The organism is Rhodococcus sp. FW305-130 (assembly GCF_058788335.1).
In genome coordinates, this window is sequence record NZ_JBYTAP010000010.1 from 22,958 (window position 1) to 44,896 (window position 21,939).

19 protein-coding genes are annotated in these 21,939 nt (G+C 62.6%); 11 read left to right on the forward strand and 8 right to left on the reverse strand.

All coding sequences use genetic code 11. The features are described 5' to 3' along the window. Positions 1–52: 52 nt before the first annotated feature. The 7 genes from AC3WQS_RS26910 to AC3WQS_RS26940 form a co-directional block, all read right to left on the reverse strand. Positions 53–211, reverse strand: coding sequence for a hypothetical protein (locus AC3WQS_RS26910; protein WP_168798926.1), 159 nt, complete (start codon positions 209–211; stop codon positions 53–55). 346 nt (positions 212–557) lie between these two features. Then, the gene (locus tag AC3WQS_RS26915; RefSeq protein WP_492713410.1) at positions 558–1,355 is read right to left on the reverse strand and encodes an N-formylglutamate amidohydrolase; all 798 of its coding nucleotides are present in this window, start codon (positions 1,353–1,355) and stop codon (positions 558–560) included. A gap of 36 nt (positions 1,356–1,391) precedes the next feature. Further along, positions 1,392–2,051, reverse strand: a complete 660-nt coding sequence (locus tag AC3WQS_RS26920; protein ID WP_492713409.1) for a DUF8176 domain-containing protein — start codon at positions 2,049–2,051, stop codon at positions 1,392–1,394. A 108-nt stretch (positions 2,052–2,159) separates the two neighbouring features. Beyond that, complete coding sequence (locus AC3WQS_RS26925) at positions 2,160–3,386, reverse strand: insoluble domain protein (RefSeq protein ID WP_492713408.1); 1,227 nt, start codon at positions 3,384–3,386, stop codon at positions 2,160–2,162. Between the two features lie 74 nt (positions 3,387–3,460). After that, positions 3,461–4,795 (reverse strand): CpaE/TadZ family protein, encoded by a 1,335-nt coding sequence (locus AC3WQS_RS26930; RefSeq protein WP_492713427.1) that lies wholly within the window; start codon positions 4,793–4,795, stop codon positions 3,461–3,463. Further along, a complete protein-coding gene (locus AC3WQS_RS26935; RefSeq protein WP_058228481.1) occupies positions 4,795–5,151 on the reverse strand; it encodes a hypothetical protein in 357 nt (118 codons plus the stop codon). The genes AC3WQS_RS26930 and AC3WQS_RS26935 overlap by 1 nt, the downstream gene beginning before the upstream one ends. Positions 5,152–5,207: 56 nt before the next feature. Then, positions 5,208–7,310: an FtsK/SpoIIIE domain-containing protein gene (locus tag AC3WQS_RS26940; RefSeq protein ID WP_492713407.1), complete on the reverse strand. Its 2,103-nt coding sequence runs from the start codon at positions 7,308–7,310 to the stop codon at positions 5,208–5,210. A 1,262-nt stretch (positions 7,311–8,572) separates the two neighbouring features. On the opposite strand from AC3WQS_RS26940, the gene AC3WQS_RS26945 reads away from it, so the two are divergent. The 10 genes from AC3WQS_RS26945 (at position 8,573) to AC3WQS_RS26990 (ending at position 20,102) form a co-directional block, all read left to right on the forward strand. Beyond that, positions 8,573–8,899, forward strand: a complete 327-nt coding sequence (locus AC3WQS_RS26945) for a hypothetical protein (RefSeq protein WP_073513654.1) — start codon at positions 8,573–8,575, stop codon at positions 8,897–8,899. 41 nt (positions 8,900–8,940) lie between these two features. Continuing rightward, a complete protein-coding gene (locus tag AC3WQS_RS26950; protein ID WP_492713406.1) occupies positions 8,941–9,339 on the forward strand; it encodes a hypothetical protein in 399 nt (132 codons plus the stop codon). Continuing rightward, positions 9,336–12,383, forward strand: coding sequence for an ATP-binding protein (locus AC3WQS_RS26955; protein ID WP_492713405.1), 3,048 nt, complete (start codon positions 9,336–9,338; stop codon positions 12,381–12,383). Before AC3WQS_RS26950 ends, AC3WQS_RS26955 begins: the two co-directional genes overlap by 4 nt. A 103-nt stretch (positions 12,384–12,486) precedes the next feature. Then, entirely contained in the window at positions 12,487–14,298 is a 1,812-nt protein-coding gene (locus AC3WQS_RS26960; protein WP_492713404.1) for a hypothetical protein, read from the forward strand. Further along, positions 14,298–15,131, forward strand: coding sequence for a hypothetical protein (locus AC3WQS_RS26965; RefSeq protein ID WP_492713403.1), 834 nt, complete (start codon positions 14,298–14,300; stop codon positions 15,129–15,131). The genes AC3WQS_RS26960 and AC3WQS_RS26965 overlap by 1 nt, the downstream gene beginning before the upstream one ends. Further along, positions 15,128–16,699, forward strand: coding sequence for a peptidoglycan DD-metalloendopeptidase family protein (locus AC3WQS_RS26970; RefSeq protein ID WP_474338967.1), 1,572 nt, complete (start codon positions 15,128–15,130; stop codon positions 16,697–16,699). Before AC3WQS_RS26965 ends, AC3WQS_RS26970 begins: the two co-directional genes overlap by 4 nt. Further along, entirely contained in the window at positions 16,696–17,283 is a 588-nt protein-coding gene (locus AC3WQS_RS26975) for a hypothetical protein (protein WP_492713402.1), read from the forward strand. The genes AC3WQS_RS26970 and AC3WQS_RS26975 overlap by 4 nt, the downstream gene beginning before the upstream one ends. A gap of 155 nt (positions 17,284–17,438) precedes the next feature. Continuing rightward, positions 17,439–18,020 carry a hypothetical protein gene (locus tag AC3WQS_RS26980; protein ID WP_492713401.1) on the forward strand — a complete coding sequence of 194 codons (582 nt, stop codon included), beginning with the start codon at positions 17,439–17,441 and terminating at the stop codon, positions 18,018–18,020. 113 nt (positions 18,021–18,133) lie between these two features. Continuing rightward, the gene (locus AC3WQS_RS26985) at positions 18,134–18,955 is read left to right on the forward strand and encodes an SDR family NAD(P)-dependent oxidoreductase (RefSeq protein ID WP_269615147.1); all 822 of its coding nucleotides are present in this window, start codon (positions 18,134–18,136) and stop codon (positions 18,953–18,955) included. Between the two features lie 136 nt (positions 18,956–19,091). Then, positions 19,092–20,102 carry a GAF domain-containing protein gene (locus AC3WQS_RS26990; protein WP_168798927.1) on the forward strand — a complete coding sequence of 337 codons (1,011 nt, stop codon included), beginning with the start codon at positions 19,092–19,094 and terminating at the stop codon, positions 20,100–20,102. Positions 20,103–20,516: 414 nt separating this feature from the next. Here the strand turns inward: AC3WQS_RS26990 and AC3WQS_RS26995 are convergent, their stop codons facing one another. Then, the gene (locus AC3WQS_RS26995; protein ID WP_275232928.1) at positions 20,517–20,963 is read right to left on the reverse strand and encodes a helix-turn-helix domain-containing protein; all 447 of its coding nucleotides are present in this window, start codon (positions 20,961–20,963) and stop codon (positions 20,517–20,519) included. A gap of 629 nt (positions 20,964–21,592) precedes the next feature. Here AC3WQS_RS26995 and AC3WQS_RS27000 point away from each other — a divergent pair. Beyond that, on the forward strand, positions 21,593–21,904 hold the full coding sequence (locus tag AC3WQS_RS27000) for a hypothetical protein (RefSeq protein WP_492713400.1): 312 nt from the start codon (positions 21,593–21,595) through the stop codon (positions 21,902–21,904). Positions 21,905–21,939 lie beyond the last annotated feature (35 nt).

Sequence of the window (21,939 nt, forward strand, 5' to 3'; positions counted from 1 at the left end):
CGAACGGTATCGAGCGTGTGGACCTGTGTGGCAACAACCTCGCGGTCACCGATCAGAAGCCGTGGGCTTCGGCTTCCTCGATCGCCAAGTCGTCCCATTCCTGTTCGATCGTCGCCCGCGCGCTGTCCGGCAGTTCCGGTGCCCATCCCCTGCGACGCCAGAACGCTTCGCGTTGCTCCTGTGTCAGGGTCGGTGTCTCGTTCTCGGTCATGGCTATTGTCCTTCGAGTCGTCATGGGCGAATCCGGAGACTGCTCTAATCTGCTGTTGACGTCGCGCTTTGCCTGTCTCGAGGCGTTGCTGCAGCTTTTCTCGCTTACCTGGATCGTCCTCCGCGCCGAGCTGAGTGCGCAACTCGGTTTGTCCACCGGGGGTCGCGTCGTATTCGGCGGATCTGGCGTCGAGGTTTGTTGTCGCAGTGTCCAATCGTTGCCGGTTACGGGTATCCGCGGGGTTCGCGTCGAACAATCTTTGGGCGTCGTCGAGCCTGCGGCGGGCTCTGTCGAGTCGTGCTCGCACGTGCGGGGTGCAGCGGGGGCCGGGGTACTTCTGGCACATCTATCGGCTCCCCCGATCTGCCGCGTCGACGAGTCGGCCGAGCATGGCGCCGAGGTTTTCGGCGGCGATGTCGACGAGTTCGCCGGTCTCGGTGAGGTATTGGTCGCGGCGTAGTTCGATCATCACCGAGTGCACGTGGGGATCGGTGTTGTAGTGATCGAGTGGTACGTACGTGCCGGAAAATGGGGTATCCGTGCCGATGTCCTCGAGCGGGGAGAACGCGGCGTAGGCAGCCTCTATAAGCCAAGGCGGCGTGTGGTGTGGGTCGGTGCCGATACATAGCGCGGGACGCTGGCCATCTGGGTGCAGCTCGTACGCCGACGGCGATGTCGGGTAGGAGTGGACGTCGATGATCACGGCGCGGCCAGTGGCGGCGATGCGGTCCGTCACCAGGTCGGACATCGCGGCGGCGTAGGGGTGGAAGTAGTTATCGAGCAGTGCGTCTCGTGCGGTGTTGTCGGCGTTGCGCAGGACGTCTCCGTTGCAGGTTCGGGAGTAGACCGCGCCGCGGCCGACGGCGTTGAGTTCTTCGCGCTCGTCGGGGAATCGTTCGGGATCGATCACCAGCCGCGAGAGGTCGTTGCGCAGTGTCCACGGTCGGAGTGCCACTGATTGCGCAGCGTGCTGTGCGATCACGTCGGTGTGCGCGTCGGTGATCTCGTCGAGTTCGGCGGCGAGTTGATCGTCGGTGACGGTCAAAGACGAGCGGATCTCGGGTGGAATAACACGCGAGGCGTGCGGGACGTGCAAGATGACGGGCGAGGATGTATCGCCCGCGATCAGTGTTCTCGTGTTCACGAAATCTCCTTGGCAAGTGCGGAACTGGTGCCGACTTCAGTTGATGACGTCGACGAACCAGCGACCGTCGAGTTCTTTGGCGGTGATGGTCTGTGGGAACTGTGCGGGCGGCTGGCCGGGACGCATTTCGGTGAGAGCGACGGAGAAGATACCGGCCGAGATCCGTGTGATGCGCACGCAGTGGGTGGTTCCTGTTGGGACGGTGTCGATTCCGGCTTGGATCTTCTCCTTCGTGGGCAGGGAGGTGTCGGGGGTGGCGAGTGCACGGACGGCTGTTCCGGAGCGGGTGACGTAGTAGGCGTGCTCAAATGCTGCGATGACTCCGGCGCCGCTTTTCTGGTCACCGGGGTCGGTGCGGCATGCGGTCGGATCGGTTTCAGCAGCGGCGGGAGCGGGCGGGGTGGCGTCGAGGGTAGATGCCGTTTCCGAGGTGTCTGTCTCGTCGGCGATTCTTTCCTGTGCGCGCTCGTCGTTGCCGGACAGGAGACGCAGGGTGAACCAACCGAGCAGCGCGACCACGACAACCAGGGCAGCCACGTAACGCAAACGGGGCGATCGGGAATCCCTCTTGCGTGGACGCTTCGGCGCTGGCGTAGGCGTGGGTGCGGTGACTGTTGTGGCCGTGTCCGCGCCTGCGCCGTGGGGTGTGCCACCGAGTAGGTCGATCACTGCGGGGTGCCTGCTCGTGTTCTTCATCGCTGCTGTCCTTTCGGTGCTCGCTCTTGGTTCTGCAGTGGAGCATGGACAAGTTCAGGACGGGCGTCGCATTGCCGCCCGCCCTGAACCGCTCTGATCATGCGAGTCTTACGCCGGAATCCCCGCTCCGACTGCGTCGCTGATCAGCGAGGACGCCAGGCCAGGAGTCGCGTTGGTGAGGAATTCTGTGAGGGCTGTGTCGACGTGTTCGATGATCTGCTCGCCTCCGGGCTGTCCGGCGACGAAGTTGCGGGCCTGTTGGTCGATCGCAGGGGCAGCGGCAACGGTGTCGCGGACAGTGGTGGCCGCGGCCTCACCGATGGGGCCGGAGTTCTCCCAGTCGGTGAGCGTGTCCTGGGTCTGGCTGGTGACGGCGGGTTGGTCGATGTCGGGAACCGCGATTTCGACGGGTTCGCCGAGTTCACCTGCGCCGTACGCGACGGCCGCGGTGAATCCTGCTATTCCTCCGCCCAGTCCGCCGAGAACGAATGCGGGGGTGCCGGCGAGGAGTGCGCCCGTACCGGCGCCGACAGCGGTTCCGGCGAGCCCTCCTGCTACCCAGCCGATTCCGGGAACGAAGACGTTGCCCAGTCCGAGGCCGATGTTTCCGCCGACGGTGCCGCCGATCAGGGCTCCTCCGATGGCGAACGGGGTCGCGAGGCCGATTCCTCCGGCGAGTGCTCCGGCTGCGGCACCGCCGACTTGGGTGGCGGCGTCGCGGCTGGCTTTGTCGACGGGGACGCCGAAGGAGTTCCAGCCGGTGGCGACTCCGGATTCGATGATGGCGGTGGTGTTGTTGGTTCGTTCGAGGTCGGCGTCGGAGACCCAGTTCGGTTGTGCGATGTGGAAGGTTCCGATGCGGAGGGTGTCGCGGGGGGCGATGATCGGTGCGACGACGTCGACGGGGCCGGGGAGATGGAGCTGGGTGTAGTCGGTCGGTGTGGTGTCGGTGTAGGTGGGTGGTGTGTAGGTGTTGGTGTCGTAGTCCCAGTTCGGTAGCGGCTGGTAGTCGATGTTCTGGTATTGCGCGGGTGGGTCGATCCAGTAGATGGGCTCGGTCGGGGCCGGCGTTTCTGTGGCCGGCGGTGGGGTGGGTTCGGTGGTCACTCCGGACTGTCCTCCGCCGTCGGTGATGCCTGCTTGTCCTCCTCCGTCGGTGATGCCGGCTTGCCCGGGTGCTGCGAGTGCCGGTGGTGCGAGGGTGATTCCGGCGGCCACTGCTGCGGCCGCGACGACAGCGATGGCGCTTTGGCGGGCGAGGGTGCGGCGGCGGTGTCGGCCGTGTCGGTGTGCCCGGCGGGCGAATCGGTTGGCGGCGGTGGTGTCGATGCTCATGTGGTGCCTTTCGTTCAGGAGGGTGCGGATGGGTGCCGGCGGGGGTCTGGTGTGCGGCGACGGCAGATGATGGGTCAGTCAGCGGGGTGGGTGATGAGATCGATGACGGTCGAGGCGACGATGGTCAGTGCTTCGGTGGTGCTGCGCCGGAGCTTCGAGGGCGAGATGCGCTCGCCGGAGGCGAAGAGTGGTTCGAACGGCATCCGGGCGACCGAATGGACGCCGGCGTCGAGAAAGGCGTCGACAGCGTCGATTTCGACCATCGGTGCGTCTCCCGGTCCGTCGGTGATGACGACGATGGTGCGAGCCATCATCGCCGGATCGGCGGTGGCGGTGAGGTCGAGGAGCATGCGGTGCGCGGCTGCGGCGGCGTCGCGGCGGAGCGGTACCGGTACGAGGAGGACGTCCGCGTGGCTGGTTGCCCAGTGCCAGCTGCCGGCGAGGCGGTTGTTGCCGGTGTCGGCGATGAGGATCTCGCGGTGCTGGGACAAGATCTGCGCCGCGGCGTGGGCGTCGTCGTAGCCGAGACTGGATCCGTGGGCGCCGTTGTTTCCGGCGAGGATGTCGTCCCCGCTTGGTTGGCGGGTGAGGTACTGCGAGAGCGCCGAGGGTCGGATGCTGCCGGGCTCGGCTGTCTCGGCGGCGATCAGTGCGAGAACGTCGTGTCCGTCGCGGGGTGGGGTGCTGACGCGGTCGGCGAGGCTGCCTCCGACGTCGGCGACGTCGACGCAGACCGTGGTTGCGGCGCCGCGGTGTTCGGCGATGATCGCGTTCAGCCCTACCGCGAGTGGGGTTTTGCCGACGCCTCCTTTCGGGTTGGCGATGGTCACGATCGAAAACCCGGGGAGGGGGCCGGTGATGGATGCGATGGCGGCGCGGTGGCGCATTTCGGCGGACTCGGGTTTCGGGGCGATTCGGAGGTTGAGGATGGTGTTGAGTCGGCCGCGTAGTCCGGTGCGGGCGGGTTCGTGCGAGCCTGCCGCGATCTCGGGTGCTGCGAGCACGGATGTCGAGGTCGGTGTGCGCGCCGCGGGGACTGGCCGGGCATGGGTGTCGGCTCCCCCGGGTGGCGGTGAGTCGTCGAGGGGTGTCACCGCCATTGTGACCGGTTCGTCAACATGATGATCCGGCTGCGTCTGTGGTGTGTCGGCGGGTGCGGGGATGGGTCCGGTGGGCAGCGATTGCGCCACCTTTCCGTCCGGTGCGACGGTGAGTTGGCGGGAGCGGCCCGCTTCCTGCACGGTGACTTCGACGGGTGAGCCTGCGTCGGCGGAGTGTTGTCGGCTGAACTGTGCGATCACCGCGTGGATCGACTGCCCGTTTTCGGCGGACAGTTCCACTTTCTCGTCCCCTGCCCCGCTCACGAGTGCGGTTCGCTCGGAGGTGATTTCGATGGCAAGGGTCGACATCACGCGGTGGTTCCGGTGAAGGCTCCGACGCCGGAGAGTTCGGTGTCCATTTCGAGGACGATGGTGTCGGCCTTGTCGAGGGCGGCCAGGGCGTCGTCGCGGGCTTTGCCGTCGGGGAGTACTTCGATGATCTGGCGGCGGGTGGCGACGGCTTTTTTGATTTCGTCGAGTCGCGGAGCGGTCAGTTCCTGGTCTTCGCTGAGTTTCGGTAACCAGCTGGGGATGGCGTTTTTGAGGACGCGGCGTAGTTCGGTGATGACGGGGTCGCCGCCGCCTTTGGGGGCTGCGAAGGGGTTGCGCAGCACGGTGATGTCGTCGGCGGTGGGGGTGATCGATTGGGAGATGCGGCGGCTCATGGGTGGCCTTTCGGGTGAGGGTTGTGCAGGTGTGTCAGCGAAGTCGGGTCGCCGTGTCAGGTCGTGGGTGCTGTGGTGTCGGGTTCGGGGAGCAGGACGACTTCGTGTGGTCCGTAGGTGATGTGGTTCTTGACCCGTTCGGTGCCGTGGAAGGTCAGGGTGGTTTCGGTGACGGCGCCGCTGTCTTTGTCTCGGATGACGGTGACCGCGGCGACGGTGGCCGGGTGTTCGTTTCCGTGTCCGTCGTCGACGAGGACGGTCATTCCTTCGGTGACTGCGGAGGCGGGTATCGCGTCGGCGAAGTCGTCGCCGGCATCGGCGGTGGGCGTGTCGTCGTGGTGGCCGAGGACGGTGGGCTCGGGAGCTCGGCCGTAGGCGCGGGCCGCGACGGCGACGGAGCGTTCGGATTCGATGAAGTGGCGCAGTTCGGTCGAGTAGAATGCGATGTTCGGTTCCTGCTGGGGCCGTAGCCCGTCGATGATCTTCTTCTCCGAGGTCGAGAGCTGGTTCCATTTGTTGGGGTGCGGGTCGACGTTTGGTGTCCACCACATCTGTGCATCGACGGGCACGCCGTCGTTGCCGAGGGCGACTCCGCGGCCGGGGACGGAGGTGTCGATCTCGCGGCCGATCTGCGAGTCGCCCCACAGCATCATCGCGCCGTCCTGCGACAGGTTGCCGAGGGAGATGCGGGTGCCGAAGTTGTCGCGCGCGTTGCCCGAGGCGCCGCCAAAGAGGGACGCGTCGGGTCGTTGCACACCGAGCAGGAGCCGGATACCGGCCGAGCGTGCCAGGACGGCGAGATCGGCCCACGCGCCCAGTGGGTCGAGTTCTTTGAGGAGATAGCGGGTTTCGTCGTCGCCGGTTTTGGCGAGGCGCTGCCATTTGCCGGAAAGAATGAAGAACTCGTCGAGGACGGCGATCAGCAGCGGAAGTTGGGACGGCTCGATCTTCTTCACATGGACGTAGTGGTTGCGGGCCATCATTTCGCTGTGCAGGGCACGCACGAGCATCGCGGAGCGGACGGCGTCGTAGACGATCGCGGCGCACCCGGGGTAGCCCTCGAGTCCGTCGAGTTCGATCATTTTCGGGTCGACGCCCAGGAACGGGATTCCTCGTCGTGCCGCTTCGGTGAGCAGGGTGCGGATCACCGATGTCTTGCCGCCGCCCGTGGGCCCGACGATCAGGCAGTGAGGTTTGTTCGACTTGGTGGAGATGTCCCAGAACATGTTCACCTCCGATGCGGCCGTCGCGTAGGGCAGGTGGCGCAGGTTCTCATCGACCAATTCGAGAGGGTGATCGACGCGGGTCGGTAGTGGGGCGCGCAGGCTCATCAGCAGGTAGCCCTCGGAGGGAAACCAGTCGGTGGCCCAGGTCCGGCCGGACTCGTGCTCGCCGGCGAGGGCGGCGAGGGCTTCGTCGACCTTCTTCTGGAATCCGCGTGCTCCGCTGGAGAGGGTGGGTGTGAAGGTGATCTTGAAGGCGGTTTCGACGTCGCCGTCGAGCGAGGCGACGCTCACGGCTGGCTCTTTCAGCGGTCCGTCTTTGAGGGAGTTCGCCAGCGCCTTGTGCCGCGGTGATCGGACGTCGGGTTGAATCAGCTTGCGGGTGATGCGGATTCGGTCGCGGTGGGCGTCATGGACCACGGTGTAGGTCCACTTGCTGGTGTGCCTGCTCGCGGAACCCCGGACTGCGTTGGTGAATTCGTCCAGTTCTTTCGGACGGATGATGGCGCCGCGCGCAAGTGTGATGGTGGCGCTGCGCAGGGTGGTGATGCCGGGCGGGTATCCGATGGTGATTTTGACCGGTGTGTGGCGGGTGCTTTGCCGGATTTGGGCGTCGAGTCCGGCGCGGTGACGGTGGGTGAGGAACCGTACGATATCGCAGGCGAGCAGGCCGACGGTCAGGGCGACGAGCGGCCACCGATACTCGTGGACTGCGGAGACTGCGCTGTCGAGCTGAGGGTTCGAGAATTGTGCGGCGAGTTCGAGGATCTGCGGCGCGAGAAACGCGAGTGTTGTTGCGATGACGGCGAAAGGCGCCCACGCCCTGTACGGGCGGATGGCGGACTCCCCCGCACCGCTTGTTCGCGCGTGGGGTTTGTCGGAGCCGAAGAGGTCGACGAGAAAGTCTTTGAGTGGGTCCTGCTGGCTTCTGCTCACCGTCCGCTCCTCTCACTCGATTCCGATCCCGAGGCGGTCGTCGCCGGGATGTGTGGGGTGCACTGTCACAGAGCGTGGGAAGCAATCTCAACCCGCCTGTGGATAACCTTTTTCGCGGGTGCGTGGCTGGAGCGTGCGTCACATGCCCGAAGGGTGATACCGGGGCGCGATAAACATCCACCGCCTCTACCTACAGCTGGTTCTGGTTGTGGCGCTGCGCATTACCGATCGAAGTACCCGCGATGGCATGGCTGATACACCGTTTGGGGACTTGTTCGACTACCTACGTCACTGACCCGATGACGATGTACATCTCGGGTGGTTTGCGTCTTCCTGCGCCACTGTGTGCCGACCCCTTTCAGGCTCTCGAACGTCTCGCTTCGTGAGGTACGGAACACGGTGCGCGAACAGCCGACAACGGCCTCGACGACACCGCGACAGGCGCCGCGCGAGGATGATCCGGGGATACTCCGCACAGAACCCTGACCAGCAGCTACTTGAAATGTGTTGGCGCGACGCAATTTTGAGCAGTACACTCCCCCTAGGCCCGAAGGGCCGGGGGAGTGACCCCGGAGGGGAAGCGTGAATCAGGCCCCTGAATTCCACCTCCGTCCACGACCCTGTACGCACCCTCGATGCGGGACTGTTCGAGCATGGGGTGCGCGGCCTGCTGCGTGTGCGTGCTGAACACGCTGTGCATGCAGAGCATGCACATCACGCAGGCGGTGGAGACGAACTGTTCTTCGAACTTCAGATCATGGCCACGGCGCGGGTGCCTTGAGCAAGCTTCAGCAGGGGTCACCTGCACAGCTGGCGGACACGTTCCGAAAATGGTTCTGTGCCAGGTTCTTCAGGCGGACGAAGGTCACGAAGCACAACGAGGGAGACATGTGTCGATCGCCACGGTCTGCGGCGGGTTCGTCGACCATGCCCGTTCACAGTTGTCTGCCACTCCGCTGAAGGAACGCTCCCGTCGAGGTCTGGGAAGTCCCCGCGGACACCCGCAGCGAAGACCGTTCCGTGGCCGCGCTCCCCTGCATTCGAGGTCGTTCCCGCGATCGCCGAGAGTTCCCCAACGGGTGAATTGCGACACCTGAATGCACCCGACACGACGACATTCGCTCGCGCTGATCGGCCGGCGCGCCAACCGCGGGGCCGAAAGTTATCCACAGGTTGCATTGAAATTCCTGCCACCACTCTTCTATGTTTCCGCGCAACCACATTCGTGGGGTCTGGTTTCACCGCTGTGTTGGAGAGTGCTCATGTTTTCTCTTGCTTCCACCGTGATCGACGTGTCGATCCCGGCGACGCATCCACCGCTCGCCGCAGATGCGGTGACCCTCGCGCAGTCGACGGACGTCAATACCGGTGGTCTGCGCGCGTGGATCAAGGACAACATCGTTTTCACCATCCTCATCGCCCTCGCGTGTGTGGTTCTCGTCGGCGGGCTCAAGGGCAATTTGTCGCGGGTCTTCACCGTCGGCGGACTCGGGTTGTTCGGGCTTGCCTACCTCGGTATCGCGACATCGGAATCGGCGGCCACGGGGATCGGCAATTGGCTTCTCGGGCTCGTCGGTATCTCGACCTGACCGCTGATGCCTGCGCAGAGAACATTCGAAGGGGATGCTCGGTGATCGACAACGACGACCTGATGTACCGCGTGGACCGGCACTACCTCGGTCCGACCGGTTATCCACTGCCCGTGCGGATCCGCTACACGGCCGGCATCGTCGGCGTGGTTGCCTTCGTGGTGGTGTTCGTGATCGGTCGCGGAATTCTGCACGTACCGCTCGGGTTCAAATCGCTGATGGTGATGGTCGTGATCACGGTGTGGCTCACGACCCGGATCGCGAAGTTCGTCACCCCGGACCGCCCACTGCGGTCAGTTCTCAAGGCCGCCCTCAACGATCTCGTTGCGCCGCGCCCACCGAAGCGCGGTGCACCCGTGTTCATCTCGCTACCCGAGCGGTTGACTACAGGAGAACGTGCCGTCGTACCTGTTCGGCTCGATGGTGAGGATCACCGATGACCGTTCCCGAGAACGACATTGCGGCTCTGTTCGATCCGAAGCTCGACGACCCGGTTCCGGTCATTCCTCCCGGTGCGCTCCCGCCGTCGTGGGCAGCAGTGCAGTCACATGCTCCGCAACCGGCCCGTGCGTGGTCCGAAGCCGAACCCGCACACACTCCGGATAGTTCTGCACACGACCACGGCGAGGACGACACCGACGGCCACACTCCCCCTGCAACTGATCCGGACCACGTCGCGGAGAAAGTACTCGGTCGTCAGCGTCGCCGCGCAGGCAAGAAACGGGCAAAGTCGGCAACAGATCGGGACAAGGTCGCAGCGAAGAAACGTGCCGATCGCGAACGAAAAGCGGTACGCCTGAAACTGACCGGCACATCAGCGAACATCACCCGTACCGCGACCACCTCCACCGCATGGTTCGTCCAACGCCAGGGGCCGTGGAATTTCCGCACCACCGGAAAGCAGCGCCGCTTCATCCAGGACGAAGCGATCATCCTGACCAACCTACAGAAGGCCGGCGTCAACAAGGTGCATCGTCGCCTGGTGCGCACCCCGTTCCCCGTCGCGCAGTGGGCGGTCGATCACGACAAATGGGCAGCCCCGATTCCCGATGTTCCCGGCGCATTGTCATGGGCGGATTACCTGCGCGGGCAGCAGCATGCGATGTTGTGGTCCAACGCGACGATCAAAGGCCGCTACTGGGGTATCGAACTGCCGCAACGTTCCTCACTCGGCCAGGGGTTGGACTGGATCGCCCGGATGCTGCGCCACCTCGCTCACTGGCCGCTGCTGGGCAGAGTGTGCACCGGGGTGAACAGCTGGGCCGACGATGCATTCGAACGCGAGCAGAAGGCCCTTGCCGATCACCTCGCCACACTCGAACGAATTATGTCCGGCCGCGGTGTGAAAGCAACACCGGCCACACCGGCGGCGATCGACTACTTGCTGCGCCGATCAGCGACCATCGGTCTGCCGCTGGAGGCTGGCGGTGCGATCGCCGGCGCCGGAGATTGGGAAGAAACCGACGTCGCCGCCCTCGAAGACCTCACAGACCTCTCCCTCACCCCTGGCGACGGGTACACCACCGTCTCCGGCGTCGTCGACGGCCGCAAGTACACCGGCGTGGTGATCGTGCTGACGATCGGCCGCATGGCTCCCCTACCGATTCCGGAACGGATGTTGCCGTGGCAGATCATCGGCGATCCGTCCGGTGAACCTCTCGAATGGTCCGATCGCATCGAGCTGCACGACAAAGCGAAAACGATCCGCACCATGCGTTCCCTGACCGGCAAGATCGAATCGCAGTTCGACCACTACACCGTCGAACACGATCAGGTCCCGCCGAAAGAGTTGGCGGAGCAGCACGCCCGCGCGCAGGACGTGATTTCCGACGTCGAGGAAGACCATTCCGGACTCTCGACTCGAACCACCGGATGGTACCGCCTTGCGGTGGTCGGCACCGACCCCGACGATGCGCGGCAGAAAGTCTCCGATCTGCAGGAGATGTACTCCCCGCACATCGCGCTCGAACAAGAGCACGGCCAGTACCAGTTGCTGCGCGAGTTCGTACCCGGTGAGCCTCAAGCCAACATCGCCAACAAACGGCACATGGATGTCGAAGCAGTCGCCGCCGGGATGGCGACCGTCAGTGACCGGATCGGTGACCGCCGCGGTGTCGTGCTGGGTGAGACCGGTTCCATCTCGCCGCGCCCGGTGATCTGGGATCTGTTCTCTGCGCACGAGATCAAGCACAAGTCCGGGCTGACACCGATCGTCGCCGTACCTGGTTCGGGTAAGACGTTCCTGGCCGGCATGATCGTCTACCAAGCCGTGAGAGCCGGCGCGTATGGCGTTGTCCTCGACCCCTCCGGTCCGCTCGCTGCGTTGGCCGGTCTACCGGAGTTTCGTGACATCGCTCGCGTCTACGCCCTCACCGGTCGCGATTCACGCGCTGGGGCCTTGAATCCGTACCGCGTGATCACCGATCCGCGTCGCGATGATCCCGAGTACGACGCCCACAACATCGAGTTCGCCCGGGATGCAGATCCGTTCGCGGCGGCGCAGTCGAAGTTCGATGCGGATATGCGTGCAGCTGCTGCCGAGCGTGTCGAGGTCGCCGTCTCGGTGCTCAAGATGATGCTCACCGAACGGCATCTGCATCTCGAGCACACAGAACCCGTGCTGCACATGGCCGCGAACATGGTCGGCGGGGACAGCAACCACAACCTCCGAGAAGTGTTGGCCGCAATCCAATCGATCGGAGTGAGCGATCCGGACCAAGCCGTCAAAACGTGCGCGAACGGGTTGTACCAGCAGCTCAGTTTGATGTCGGAGCTGACCGAGGCACGTGTGTTGTTCCCGGAGGAGGGCACGATCGGCAGTGGAGCGGATGCGTTCGATGCTGACATCCGACTGATGATCTTGACGATGCCGGGCCTGCAGCTACCGCCCGAAGGCACGCCGTCCTCGCAGTGGACGCCGCAGCAACGGATGACGGCGCCGTTGATGCACATGGCCGCGTGGCTGGCGAACAGGCTCGTCTACGAAAAGCCTCGCCACGTGCGCAAGGTGCTCTTCCTCGACGAGAACAAATACCTCGAATCCACTGGCGCCGGTCGCACCCTCAACCTCCGAATCGCGCGCGACTCACGCAAATTCAAGGTCCGTGCCCTGGTCTGCTCGCAGCTCCCGGATGATTTCCTCGGATTGGACGGCAGCGACGACAAGACCGCCCTGACCTACGAGGTGTTCGTCGGTGACGTTGGCGGTGACCCGCATGCAATCGAAGGTGCCCTGAAACTGCTCAAACTTCCCGCTGGGCAAGGGTTCGAGCAGTTCCTCGCTGAACTGGGCAGCGGCGGCGAGGACACTCTCGACGAAGACACCGACACCTCCTATCAGGACGAAGCGCGGCGCTGGATGATCCGGATGGCCGACGACGTGGAGCTGGTGCGTTCGAGCTGGATTCACTACGTGCATCTCGCGCATGTGTTCGCGGCGCTGAATTCCTCGTCGGCGAAGAACGCGCTCGGCGGCGCCGCATGAACACCATCAGGCGGCTCAATCCACCCTTTACAGAGCTGAATGAAGTAATCCCCCATCGATCGCGCCCTCGGGCGCTGACCGTCAAACCTACGGGTGGGCCGGATTGCGCTGGTACACCTACGACCTCGGCTGCGGCAACGACCTGGTCCGCGCACCTGACGCAGTCGCGGACACCACCCTGGGCAACACGTTCCTCGCAATCGGCAAGGGATTCGCTGCTGCAGCGTTCTGGCTCGACGACCAGACGAAGACCGGAGCAGCTGCCGAAGAGGCCGGGATCGCCCCAGCGATGGTGCAGTTCGACCAGATCGTCGCCTCGATCTCCAACGGAATGCTCGGCGTCTACGGAACGTGGCTGGGTGTGGCATTGATGGTGGTCGCCACGATCATCATCTGGAACGCCCTCAAATCAAACGCCGCGGCCGTGACCCGCACCGTCGCGATCGCCGGCGCTGCAATGGCCATCGGAGCACTGTTCGTCGGCGCACCGCAAAAAGCCATCCAGGTCGCCGACGACACCTTCGGATCGGTCATCACCGACACACAAGGTCAGATGCTGTCTGTGTCCGGAAACACCGGAGACCCCCGCAATGTGCTGATCGACAAGATCTTCCTCGACGACTGGCGCAAGGGATGGTTCGGCGCGAATTTCAACGACCAGGAACTGCAACTTGGACCGAAGCTCCGCGACACTCTGGCATTTTCGTACGCGGAGCAGCAGAACGTGTCCGGCGACAACGAGGCTGCAAGTGAGCTTGCAAGCAAAAAAGGAGAGGATTTCGAGAATAATCTGGTTGAGAAGCTGAAAGATTTGAACCTTTCCTACAATCAGTTCCAGGGCAAAGACTCCGGACGCACCGGCACAGGGTTCATGGCGATGATCAAACTCGCCATGCCCTCCATCCTTTGGATCGGCGCATCCATCCTCAAACTCACTGCGCTACTGGCTATTCGACTCGCAATTCTCTTCGCACCGATCTGGGTTCCGATCGCCGCCGCACACGGCGGCACCCTCTCGCGCGTGTGCCGCATGATCGCCACCGCCTACATGTGGGGCGTGGCCGGCGCAGTCATCATCGCGCTGTATCTGATGGCGCTGGTCAAGCTGTACGACACCGACAACGGCCTCGTCGACGGCACGTGGCGGCTGTGGTTCATGGTCATCTTGACGGCGGTGTGCTGGTTCATCATGCGGCCGTTCAAACGGATGACTCAGACCTTCACCCAGAACCAAGCCGGCGCACTCAATCGCAAAGCGCGTCACGCTCAGACGTCGATGAAGCAAAAGTTCTTCAAGGCCGGCAGCGCCGTCGTGGGCGGTCCCGCGGCGTCGATGGTCGAGGAAGGTGTCGGCGCGCTTCGGAAGGCCACCAAACGCGGTGGTGACCTCGACAAGGATTCGGTGACACCAGTGCGTCCGGAAGGACGCGAGTTGAATCAGCGACGCCGGCACGAGGTCGACAAATCGCGTGTCGATGCACGCAAGACGATGGATCGCCAACAGCGTCTGACGGATTCACGGAAGGACGCCCAGGACGTGCGGCGCCGAAGCCTCGCCGATACCGCCAAGAATTCCGCGGGCACCAAGCGGCCCATGTCGGATCGACCACAAACCGCCGGTCCCGCTGTCAAACCTAGCCGCACCCTCGCCCGACAGCTGATCGGAACCGAAGCCGGTTCACCGCGCAGCACTTCGTCGGTGAGTGAGACATGGGACGGAGGCCCGCGGTCGAGTATCGCGCCGATGAAGGTGTTCACTCCGTCCTCGCGGGATGCCCCCACCGGAACTCCGATGCCTCGATCGGGTGCGGCGCGCTCGAACTCGTCGACTACTCCGCGGTCGACGGCACGACTGTGGACGCCGTCGTTGACCTCAGCGGGTACTTCGTCCGATTCGACCGACAGGGTCAGCTGATGCCTTCCAGCACAGCCAATCCCGTCCTAGCACCGATCCGGCGGTGGGTGCTTTACTCGCGCACCAATCTGACGATCACGATCGTCTCTGCGTTCGGTGTGCTGTTCGTGGCGGGAGCAGTGTTCGGCCAGTCCCCCGCTCCGTCGAACACTGCCTCGAAGATCCCGGCCTACGCCGCGACGACTACGACGGACGCAGAATCGGCGGCGCCGGGTCTGAGCTACGCGTTGGCCGAGGTGACCGAATCCTCGATTGCCGGCAAGTCGATCGCGTCGGTAGCCGAGAGTGCACCGGCGACAGCGATGGCCTACGCGCACGTCTACGTCGATCAGTCGCTCTCGACCAGTGAATGGAAGTCCAAGCTGGGCGTGCACACCGCCGAAGCGCCCGGCGTGACGGTGGTCAATGCTCGTCCGATTGTGCCGGTCGCGATCACCGGTCCGACGCGCAGTGAGATCGTGGCCGGCACCGGCGGTGAGAGCGCAGTGCAGGTCATTGTCCCGACGCAGGCGGGGAATCTGCGGGTCACCCTGAAAGCCTCGGACACTGCCATGGGTTCGACATGGCAGGTCCAGATGCCGCTGCCCACCCTGGACCGCAGCGAGATCGACAAGCTCGGCGTACCTTCCCTCTCGAGCACACCGACCTCGGAAGCTCCCACAACCACCACGACTCCGAAGTCGACGACCTCACCGAGCACTACCTCACCCACGACGCCGACATCGACCAGCTCGACCACTGTTCCGTCGGCGGACCTCGAACCGGCACCGGTTCCTGTTCCCGGCCCAATCCCGATTCCCGACCTCGACACACCGCTCCCGGGAACGCTGTGAGTCGCCGCCGTGGAGCGGTAGCCCTGATCGTCACCGCCGCCACCGCCGCGATCCTGGGGCTGTCCGGATGCACGCAGCAGCCGGTGTTCCCCCACAACCGTTGCGGCGGAACCTCGTGGAGTGAGGGAGACGACAAGGGATCCTCTACTGGGAACACCGAACTGAAAGCATCGGGGCCGATCACCCAGCCGACCAAGGACGGAACGACGACGTTCACGTCCCCGTTCGGGCCTCGCTGGGGAACCGAACACAAAGGCGTCGACTTCGCCGGCCCCGTCGGGACACCGATCTACGCGGCGCTCGACGGTGTTGCGGTCAAGGCCGGACCCGCATCCGGGTTCGGGAACTGGATCGTGCTCGACTCGCTAGTCGGCGGAAAACCCGTGAGCACCGTCTACGGCCACATGTTCGACGACGGTGTCCTTGTCACGGAAGGCCAGCAGATCAAGGCCGGCGACCATATTGCGAACATCGGAAACAACGGCCAATCCACTGGCGCACACCTGCATTTCGAATACTGGGACGGGGGACGGCTGCAGGGTGGAACCGCTGTCGATCCGATGACCAAGCTCGGCGGAGCCCCCTTCCCCGCGGGCGAAGCGGGTAGTGATTCTCCTGCCATCGAGCTGGCCGCGTCATCATCGTCGATCGACTGCGCCGGCTTCGGCGTGGCAGGTGGCGGCGATCTCAAAGCCGGTTCCGTTCCTCCGGAGATGGAACCGTGGTTCCGCAAGGCCGGATCGCTGTGCCCCCAGATCAAGCCCTCCCTGTTGGCCGCAGATGCAAAGGCCGAATCCGGCTTGACCCGCGGCCTGACCTCCGGCAGTGGAGCGCAGGGTGTCACGCAGTTCATGCCGCGAACATTTGCTTCTTACGGCCAGGACGACGACAGAAACGGCAAGATCTCGATCTGGGACGATGGGGACGCGATCATGGCTCAGGGCCGATACTTCTGCTCCATCGCGGCGCAGGTCGACGGATGGATTGCCGACGGATCGGTCAAGGGCGATCCGAAATCGCTCTACATCGCTTCCTACAACGCGGGCGAAGGCGCGGTGAAGAATGCCGGCGGAATGCCCAGCGGCGGTGACTACACCACCCAGACACAGCCCTACGTCGCGAAAGTCCTTGCATACGAAGCAGAGTTCGCGTCCCCCGGAGGTAGCGGGGAACTGATCGTCTCGCCCGGTTCGGCGTCCGGATCGCAGGTCGTCGACGCTGCCCGCCAATTCCTCGGCACCCCGTACGTCTGGGGCGGCGGCAACATCAACGGCACCACCGGCGGTGGATTCGACTGCTCCGGACTGACCAGTTACGCCATCTACCAGGGAAGTGGAAACAAGATCACCCTGCCCAGGACATCCGAACAGCAGTGGAACGTCGGAGTCGAGATCCCTATCGACCAAGCACAAGCCGGGGATCTGGTCTTCGGTTCGTGGGCCGGAACAGGTCCGGGGCACGTCGGCGTCGCGATCGGCGGAGGCCAGATGATCCATGCTCCCACTACGGGGGACGTCGTCAAACAAGCTCCACTGCAGAGCGATATGAAAGCCAGGAGGGTTCTGTGAGCAACGCACGCCAGCTGGTTCTGCTTGCCGTCGCTGTCCTCCTCGTCGGTGGACTGGTGTACTTCCTCTTCGGTTGGGGCAACGAGACGGAAACCGAGACAGCTGAACAGATCGCCCCAGCACCGGCGCCGCTGACCATTTCGACTTCGCCGGCTCCGACAACAATCGGCATCACCGAAGATCCGGATACGGAGCGAGCCGAAAACATCGCTCGCCAGGCACTTTCCGTGGCGTTCACCTGGTACCCAGCAACGGACCGTAGCCCCACCAATGGATACGCACGCGCCCGGGAATGGTTCACCGACACCCTGGCACAGACCCTGCTCGTCGACACGCACACCGAACGAGGACCAGGAGCACAGTGGAACCAATGGGCCTCCGACAACGCCAAAGTGGTCGCCGATGTGACTGTGGGTTGCTCCGGCTGCCCACCAGATACCGATGCACTCGTCCGCCGAGTCGCCACCATCCGCCAGACCGTAATTACCGGAGATGCGACCAATCTTGTCGTACCGGAAACGACCGTGTGGGTCACGCTCTCCAAGCAGGTTGATCAGTGGCGCATCGACACCATTCAGTACTGAATAGCCCATCCACCGACACAAAGAAGTGGAGGATCGTCCTTCGAAATCCAGTCGATAGACGACTTCAAGAATGTAGTCGAATATTACTTGTACACAATACTTTTCACGTCCTGCGCTACACCCATCACGATAGACTTGTATCGACGAGGAGACTCATGAAAAGACGTATTACTATAGTCACGGCGCTCCTTACGTTACTGCCGCTCCTGCCTGCATGCTCGACACCAGCGACACAGAGGGTTGCCACCCCAAACCAATCCGCCAGCACAGACGGCGACCGAATCGGAGTCGTCACGCCGGCCGAATCCTCCCTCTGGCCAGGAAACTTAGCGATCGGCGTGGGAGACATCCAAAGCGATCAATTCATTACCACACCGGCCCCCGACCAGGTCCAAGCTAGGTGCATCGGAGCAGGAGACAATCTCACAATCGGCATCACCGCACCTAACGGCTGGAACGCCCTACTTACGCATGGATCCCAAACCATCGCCATCGAAAACAAGGAACTCGACTACCCCTTGCAGGAGTTCACCACTCCGCAAAGCGCACTCGACAGCGAGAGCGAATCGAACAACAAGTTCGGAACGACCGACCTCTTCCCGCCTGGCGTGACGTGGGATCTCCCACAGCTCGGCGACGTCGAGATTCAGTTAAGCCAGAAGACACCGCCCCACTGGCAAATCCGAGCAAGGGAGAGAGTCACCATCGACATGCACGTACGATGCGAAGGGACGTAGCCGCACGCTTAAGCCAGGAACGATACCGCCAAGGGCCATATAACCGGCAATAGCCGATTCACACTGATACGCCAGCATCTGTGTCCCGTTTCGTTGCCGGATAGTGTGTGCAGGTGAGCTATTTTGATGGTCGGATTGTCGCAGTGACAGGTGCAGGTGCGGGGGTGGGCCGCCAGCTGGCCATTCAGTTGGCAAGACAAGGCGCGTCACTTTCTCTGATCGACCGCGACCAACATGCACTCAATCAAACGATCAGCTTGATAGGCACGCAATCAGGTGTAATCCGCATGTCGGTTGTAGATGTTTCCGACCGTGACGCTATGCATGCCTGCGCCGCTGAGACATTCGACGCTTTTGGGAGCATCGACGCAGTATTCAACAACGCTGGCGTCCTCTACACCGGGGACGTGCTCGATGCTGAGTTCGATGACTTCACACATGTAATGCGAGTGAACTTCTGGGGTGTAGTCAATGGATCAAAAGCGTTTTTGCCCTTCATATTTCGATCAAATGAGGGAAACATCGTCAATGTTTCCTCTGCATTCGGTTTGATGTCGGCGCCCGGATACTCGGCATACAACGCAGCCAAATTTGCCGTCCGAGGGTTCACCGAATCGCTACGGCAGGAGATGTTGATTCTGCATCCGCAAGTCAAGGTGTCTTGCGTCTTCCCCGGTGGAATCAAGACCTCGATTGCACGGACTGCCCGTATGGCTGCGCCGATAGACAGACAAGCAGTCATCGAGTCCTTCGAACACAGCATCGCGAGAACCGAACCGGAGAAGGCCGCGCAGGTTATCTTACGTGGCGCAAAACAAGGACGTCCCCGGATACTTGTCGGCGCAGACGCTCGTATCATCGACGCACTGACCAGAATCTCCGGATCTGGATACCAACGCCTGATACCGGCCACGAATAGGGCAAATCGCTCCTAGCCTGACCCAACGAAGTCCGTATGAGGACATTGCGCCCGCCAGCCTGGGACCTTTTTCCGTTATCAGCGGTTACATGTACAGAAGAATTTGCGTAGTGTTCGTCTGTTCACAATCCGCGGGGAGAGGAACGACCACTGTGACAACAAAATGGTTGATGATCGAAACATTCGGCGACGCTGCACCATCCATTGTTGGGTTGGGTAGCGCACCAAGGCGATTCGTGCCAATCGAGAGAGTACTGAAAAGTAGGGACTCACTCGAACTTGTGAAGCGGATCATTGATGAAGTCAGTGCTTCACCTGGACAAATTGATCGGAGATCAGCAGACGGGCAACGTCGCCTCATCGTTGAGCCCCTGATCACGTTCAGCGGTCGCTTGCATGGAATACATCTGTGGTTCGGAAGATCGAACGAGACAGTACCCGAACATGATCCGGCTGGCGCATGGCTATTCAATCTTACTGCAGGCAAGGCAAGTGGAAGCGTCGCCCTACTGGATTTGTATGGCGTCCCCGAGGACGAACGTCACACAGAGAAGGCAATGGCGGGCGCGTTCACACGATTACGGACAAATCATGACGAGAGCGACGCACTGTCAAAGATAGTCCAGTCGCAACCCGGAACGGTTCACCAAGCCGTCTGGACGGTGGAGAGGGATGATGGAGAACTGCGCGCAGCTCACTTCTCCTGCCGAATGCTCAAAGAGAACGATCCGGAAACAGGTCAACCCCAAGTGATCCTGCGCGGGATTACTCAAGATATCGGACCAGCAGTAGAAGTAACCTCCGCACCTCCTCCGGTGGTTCTCGAATACAGGGTGCTAGAGGCGGCAACCAATGACGGAGAGTATCGAGCCATCGTCAATCTCAAGACCCTGCAGTTGATTCGATGGGTTGGCGACGCCATGCCGGGACTTGCATGGGAATCAGTTGACGATCAGGTCGAACCCAGCATTCATCCGGACGACTTCCACATTGCACTTGCGATGTCAGAAGGTCTCGCACGGGGTAAGACCCGCGGAGTCATTCGTTTCCGCCAGTTGAGCGGAGCCTGGAAAACCTATGCTGTGGACGCAACTCTGATGATGCTGGACCAACATACGACGGCAGGCCTGGTCATGATTCGCGAAGCAAGTTCTCCGGAATAGGAGAGGCCCACGCATCTGACATAGCGCCTTCACCTTCACTGGCCTAAAGATCATTTACGATTTCACCTCTGCCGCAATTGATTCGAAGACTTGGACCAGTCCCGGCCACCAGCGCGTGATGTCGATGAACATCGACTTCGGCGGCGTCGCGCGCAATGATCACCGAATGTTCAAGCGTTTTGGGACCTAGTACCCAAGATGCTTGCGGCCTATTGCGGTAGAACACTAGGCATCAGTAACGTGCAACTGCGCGCCCTTCAGGGGCTCCGGCAGTGAGTGGTTACAGGTGACTCCGCCAGGTAGCGCGGACGGTACTAGTTGCCGCTCGATCCCGCACCTGAGACTCAACCGGAGGCCCGTTTGTGCCGCACACACGTCGACTACCTCAGTTGCCATGTCGATGCCCTTGCGTACCTATGCAGGTACACCAGCAGGTCGAGTCCTGGCACGCTCGTAGCTTGCATGCAATTCAATTGCACTGATTCCCAGGGCATCCGCCAACTTTTGAGCACTCGCAGGCGTCAGGAGCACTTCGCCTCGCTCTATTCGCGCGATCATCGAGGTGCTGATGCCCGTGAGCTTTCCGAGCTGAGGTTGCGTAAGCCCGAGGAGGATGCGCCAATCACCGGGGAACCGTTCATCCTCCGGAACTATTACCAGTTCACTCATAGGGACATCAAGCGTGCGGGCAACCAAGGCCAACGTATCAACCTGAGGACTCCGGTTGCCGGACTCCCATTGCTGCACTGTCGCGCCGCCCACCCCAGCGCGACGAGCAAGATCTGCTCGACTGAAGCCTTTGCTCTCACGCGCACGACTAAGTCGCGCGGGTTCGAACCCGCGCATAACACGGCGACTCATGTGGGCATTCCGTTCGTCATTGCTAGACACCATGCCGCACCTCCTCTAGGGTCTAAACGTGCATGACTTTAATCGATGCAATTGTTGTAATAGGCACACGGCAGCAAGTCCACATCTCACAGGCAATGGGGTGATCTGACACATCGAAAGAAGTTCCCCCGGTCGCTACCAACGACCAGGGGAACGATGTCCAAACGGGTTGGCGCCCGTCCAGAGTTTTCTTCAGTTGCAGAAAGGATTCTGCGATGTCTATCTTAGTGGACCCATCAGGTCCGGATGACGTGTTCCACGATCGGTATGCAGCTCTCTCCACACTTGCCCTTCGTCGGCTTGTTGCGCGGCATTCGTCGATCGGCGGGCGTTGCGATGGTTGCGGTTTCAGTGTTTCGGAGCTTGTTCCGTTGTGCCCGGAGGCTGCGGCCGCGTTGCGTGAGTTGACGCACCGTGAGTGCCGGGGAACATCTGAGGTCGTGTTGCCGCAGTTCAGTACTGACGATCTTCTTCGGGTTGCTGCTTCGCATCATCCTGATCGGGTTGGTCGGTGCGCGCGGTGCGGGTTCGTTTTCTCGTCGGAGTGCGATGTGTGCCCGACTGTGCGAGCTGTTCGTGTGGAGTTGGAGGTTCGGGGCGTGGTGCCGATTGTTGGTGCCGAGCCGGGTAAGGGTTTGTGCGCGGGGAAGTCACGTTCGTGGGAGATGGATGGACGCACGGTGGTGGAGTGGCGCCGCGCGATCTCCTCGTGTGAGGCGTGCCCGGTGTTGGCGCAGTGCCGTATAGATGCGGCCGCGGCGGTGGAACGTGGGGATGGTCCGCAGCGAATGATCATGGCGGGCAATGCGTATGACAGTCACGGCAATATCGTCGACGCTGAACGTTTGGGCCTGTACGAGTCGTTGACGACAGCAACGCGCCGTCGCCGGGATTCGGAGGTGGCCGCGTGAGGGCCGCGGTGCCGCCGCCGATTGTGTTGGCGTGC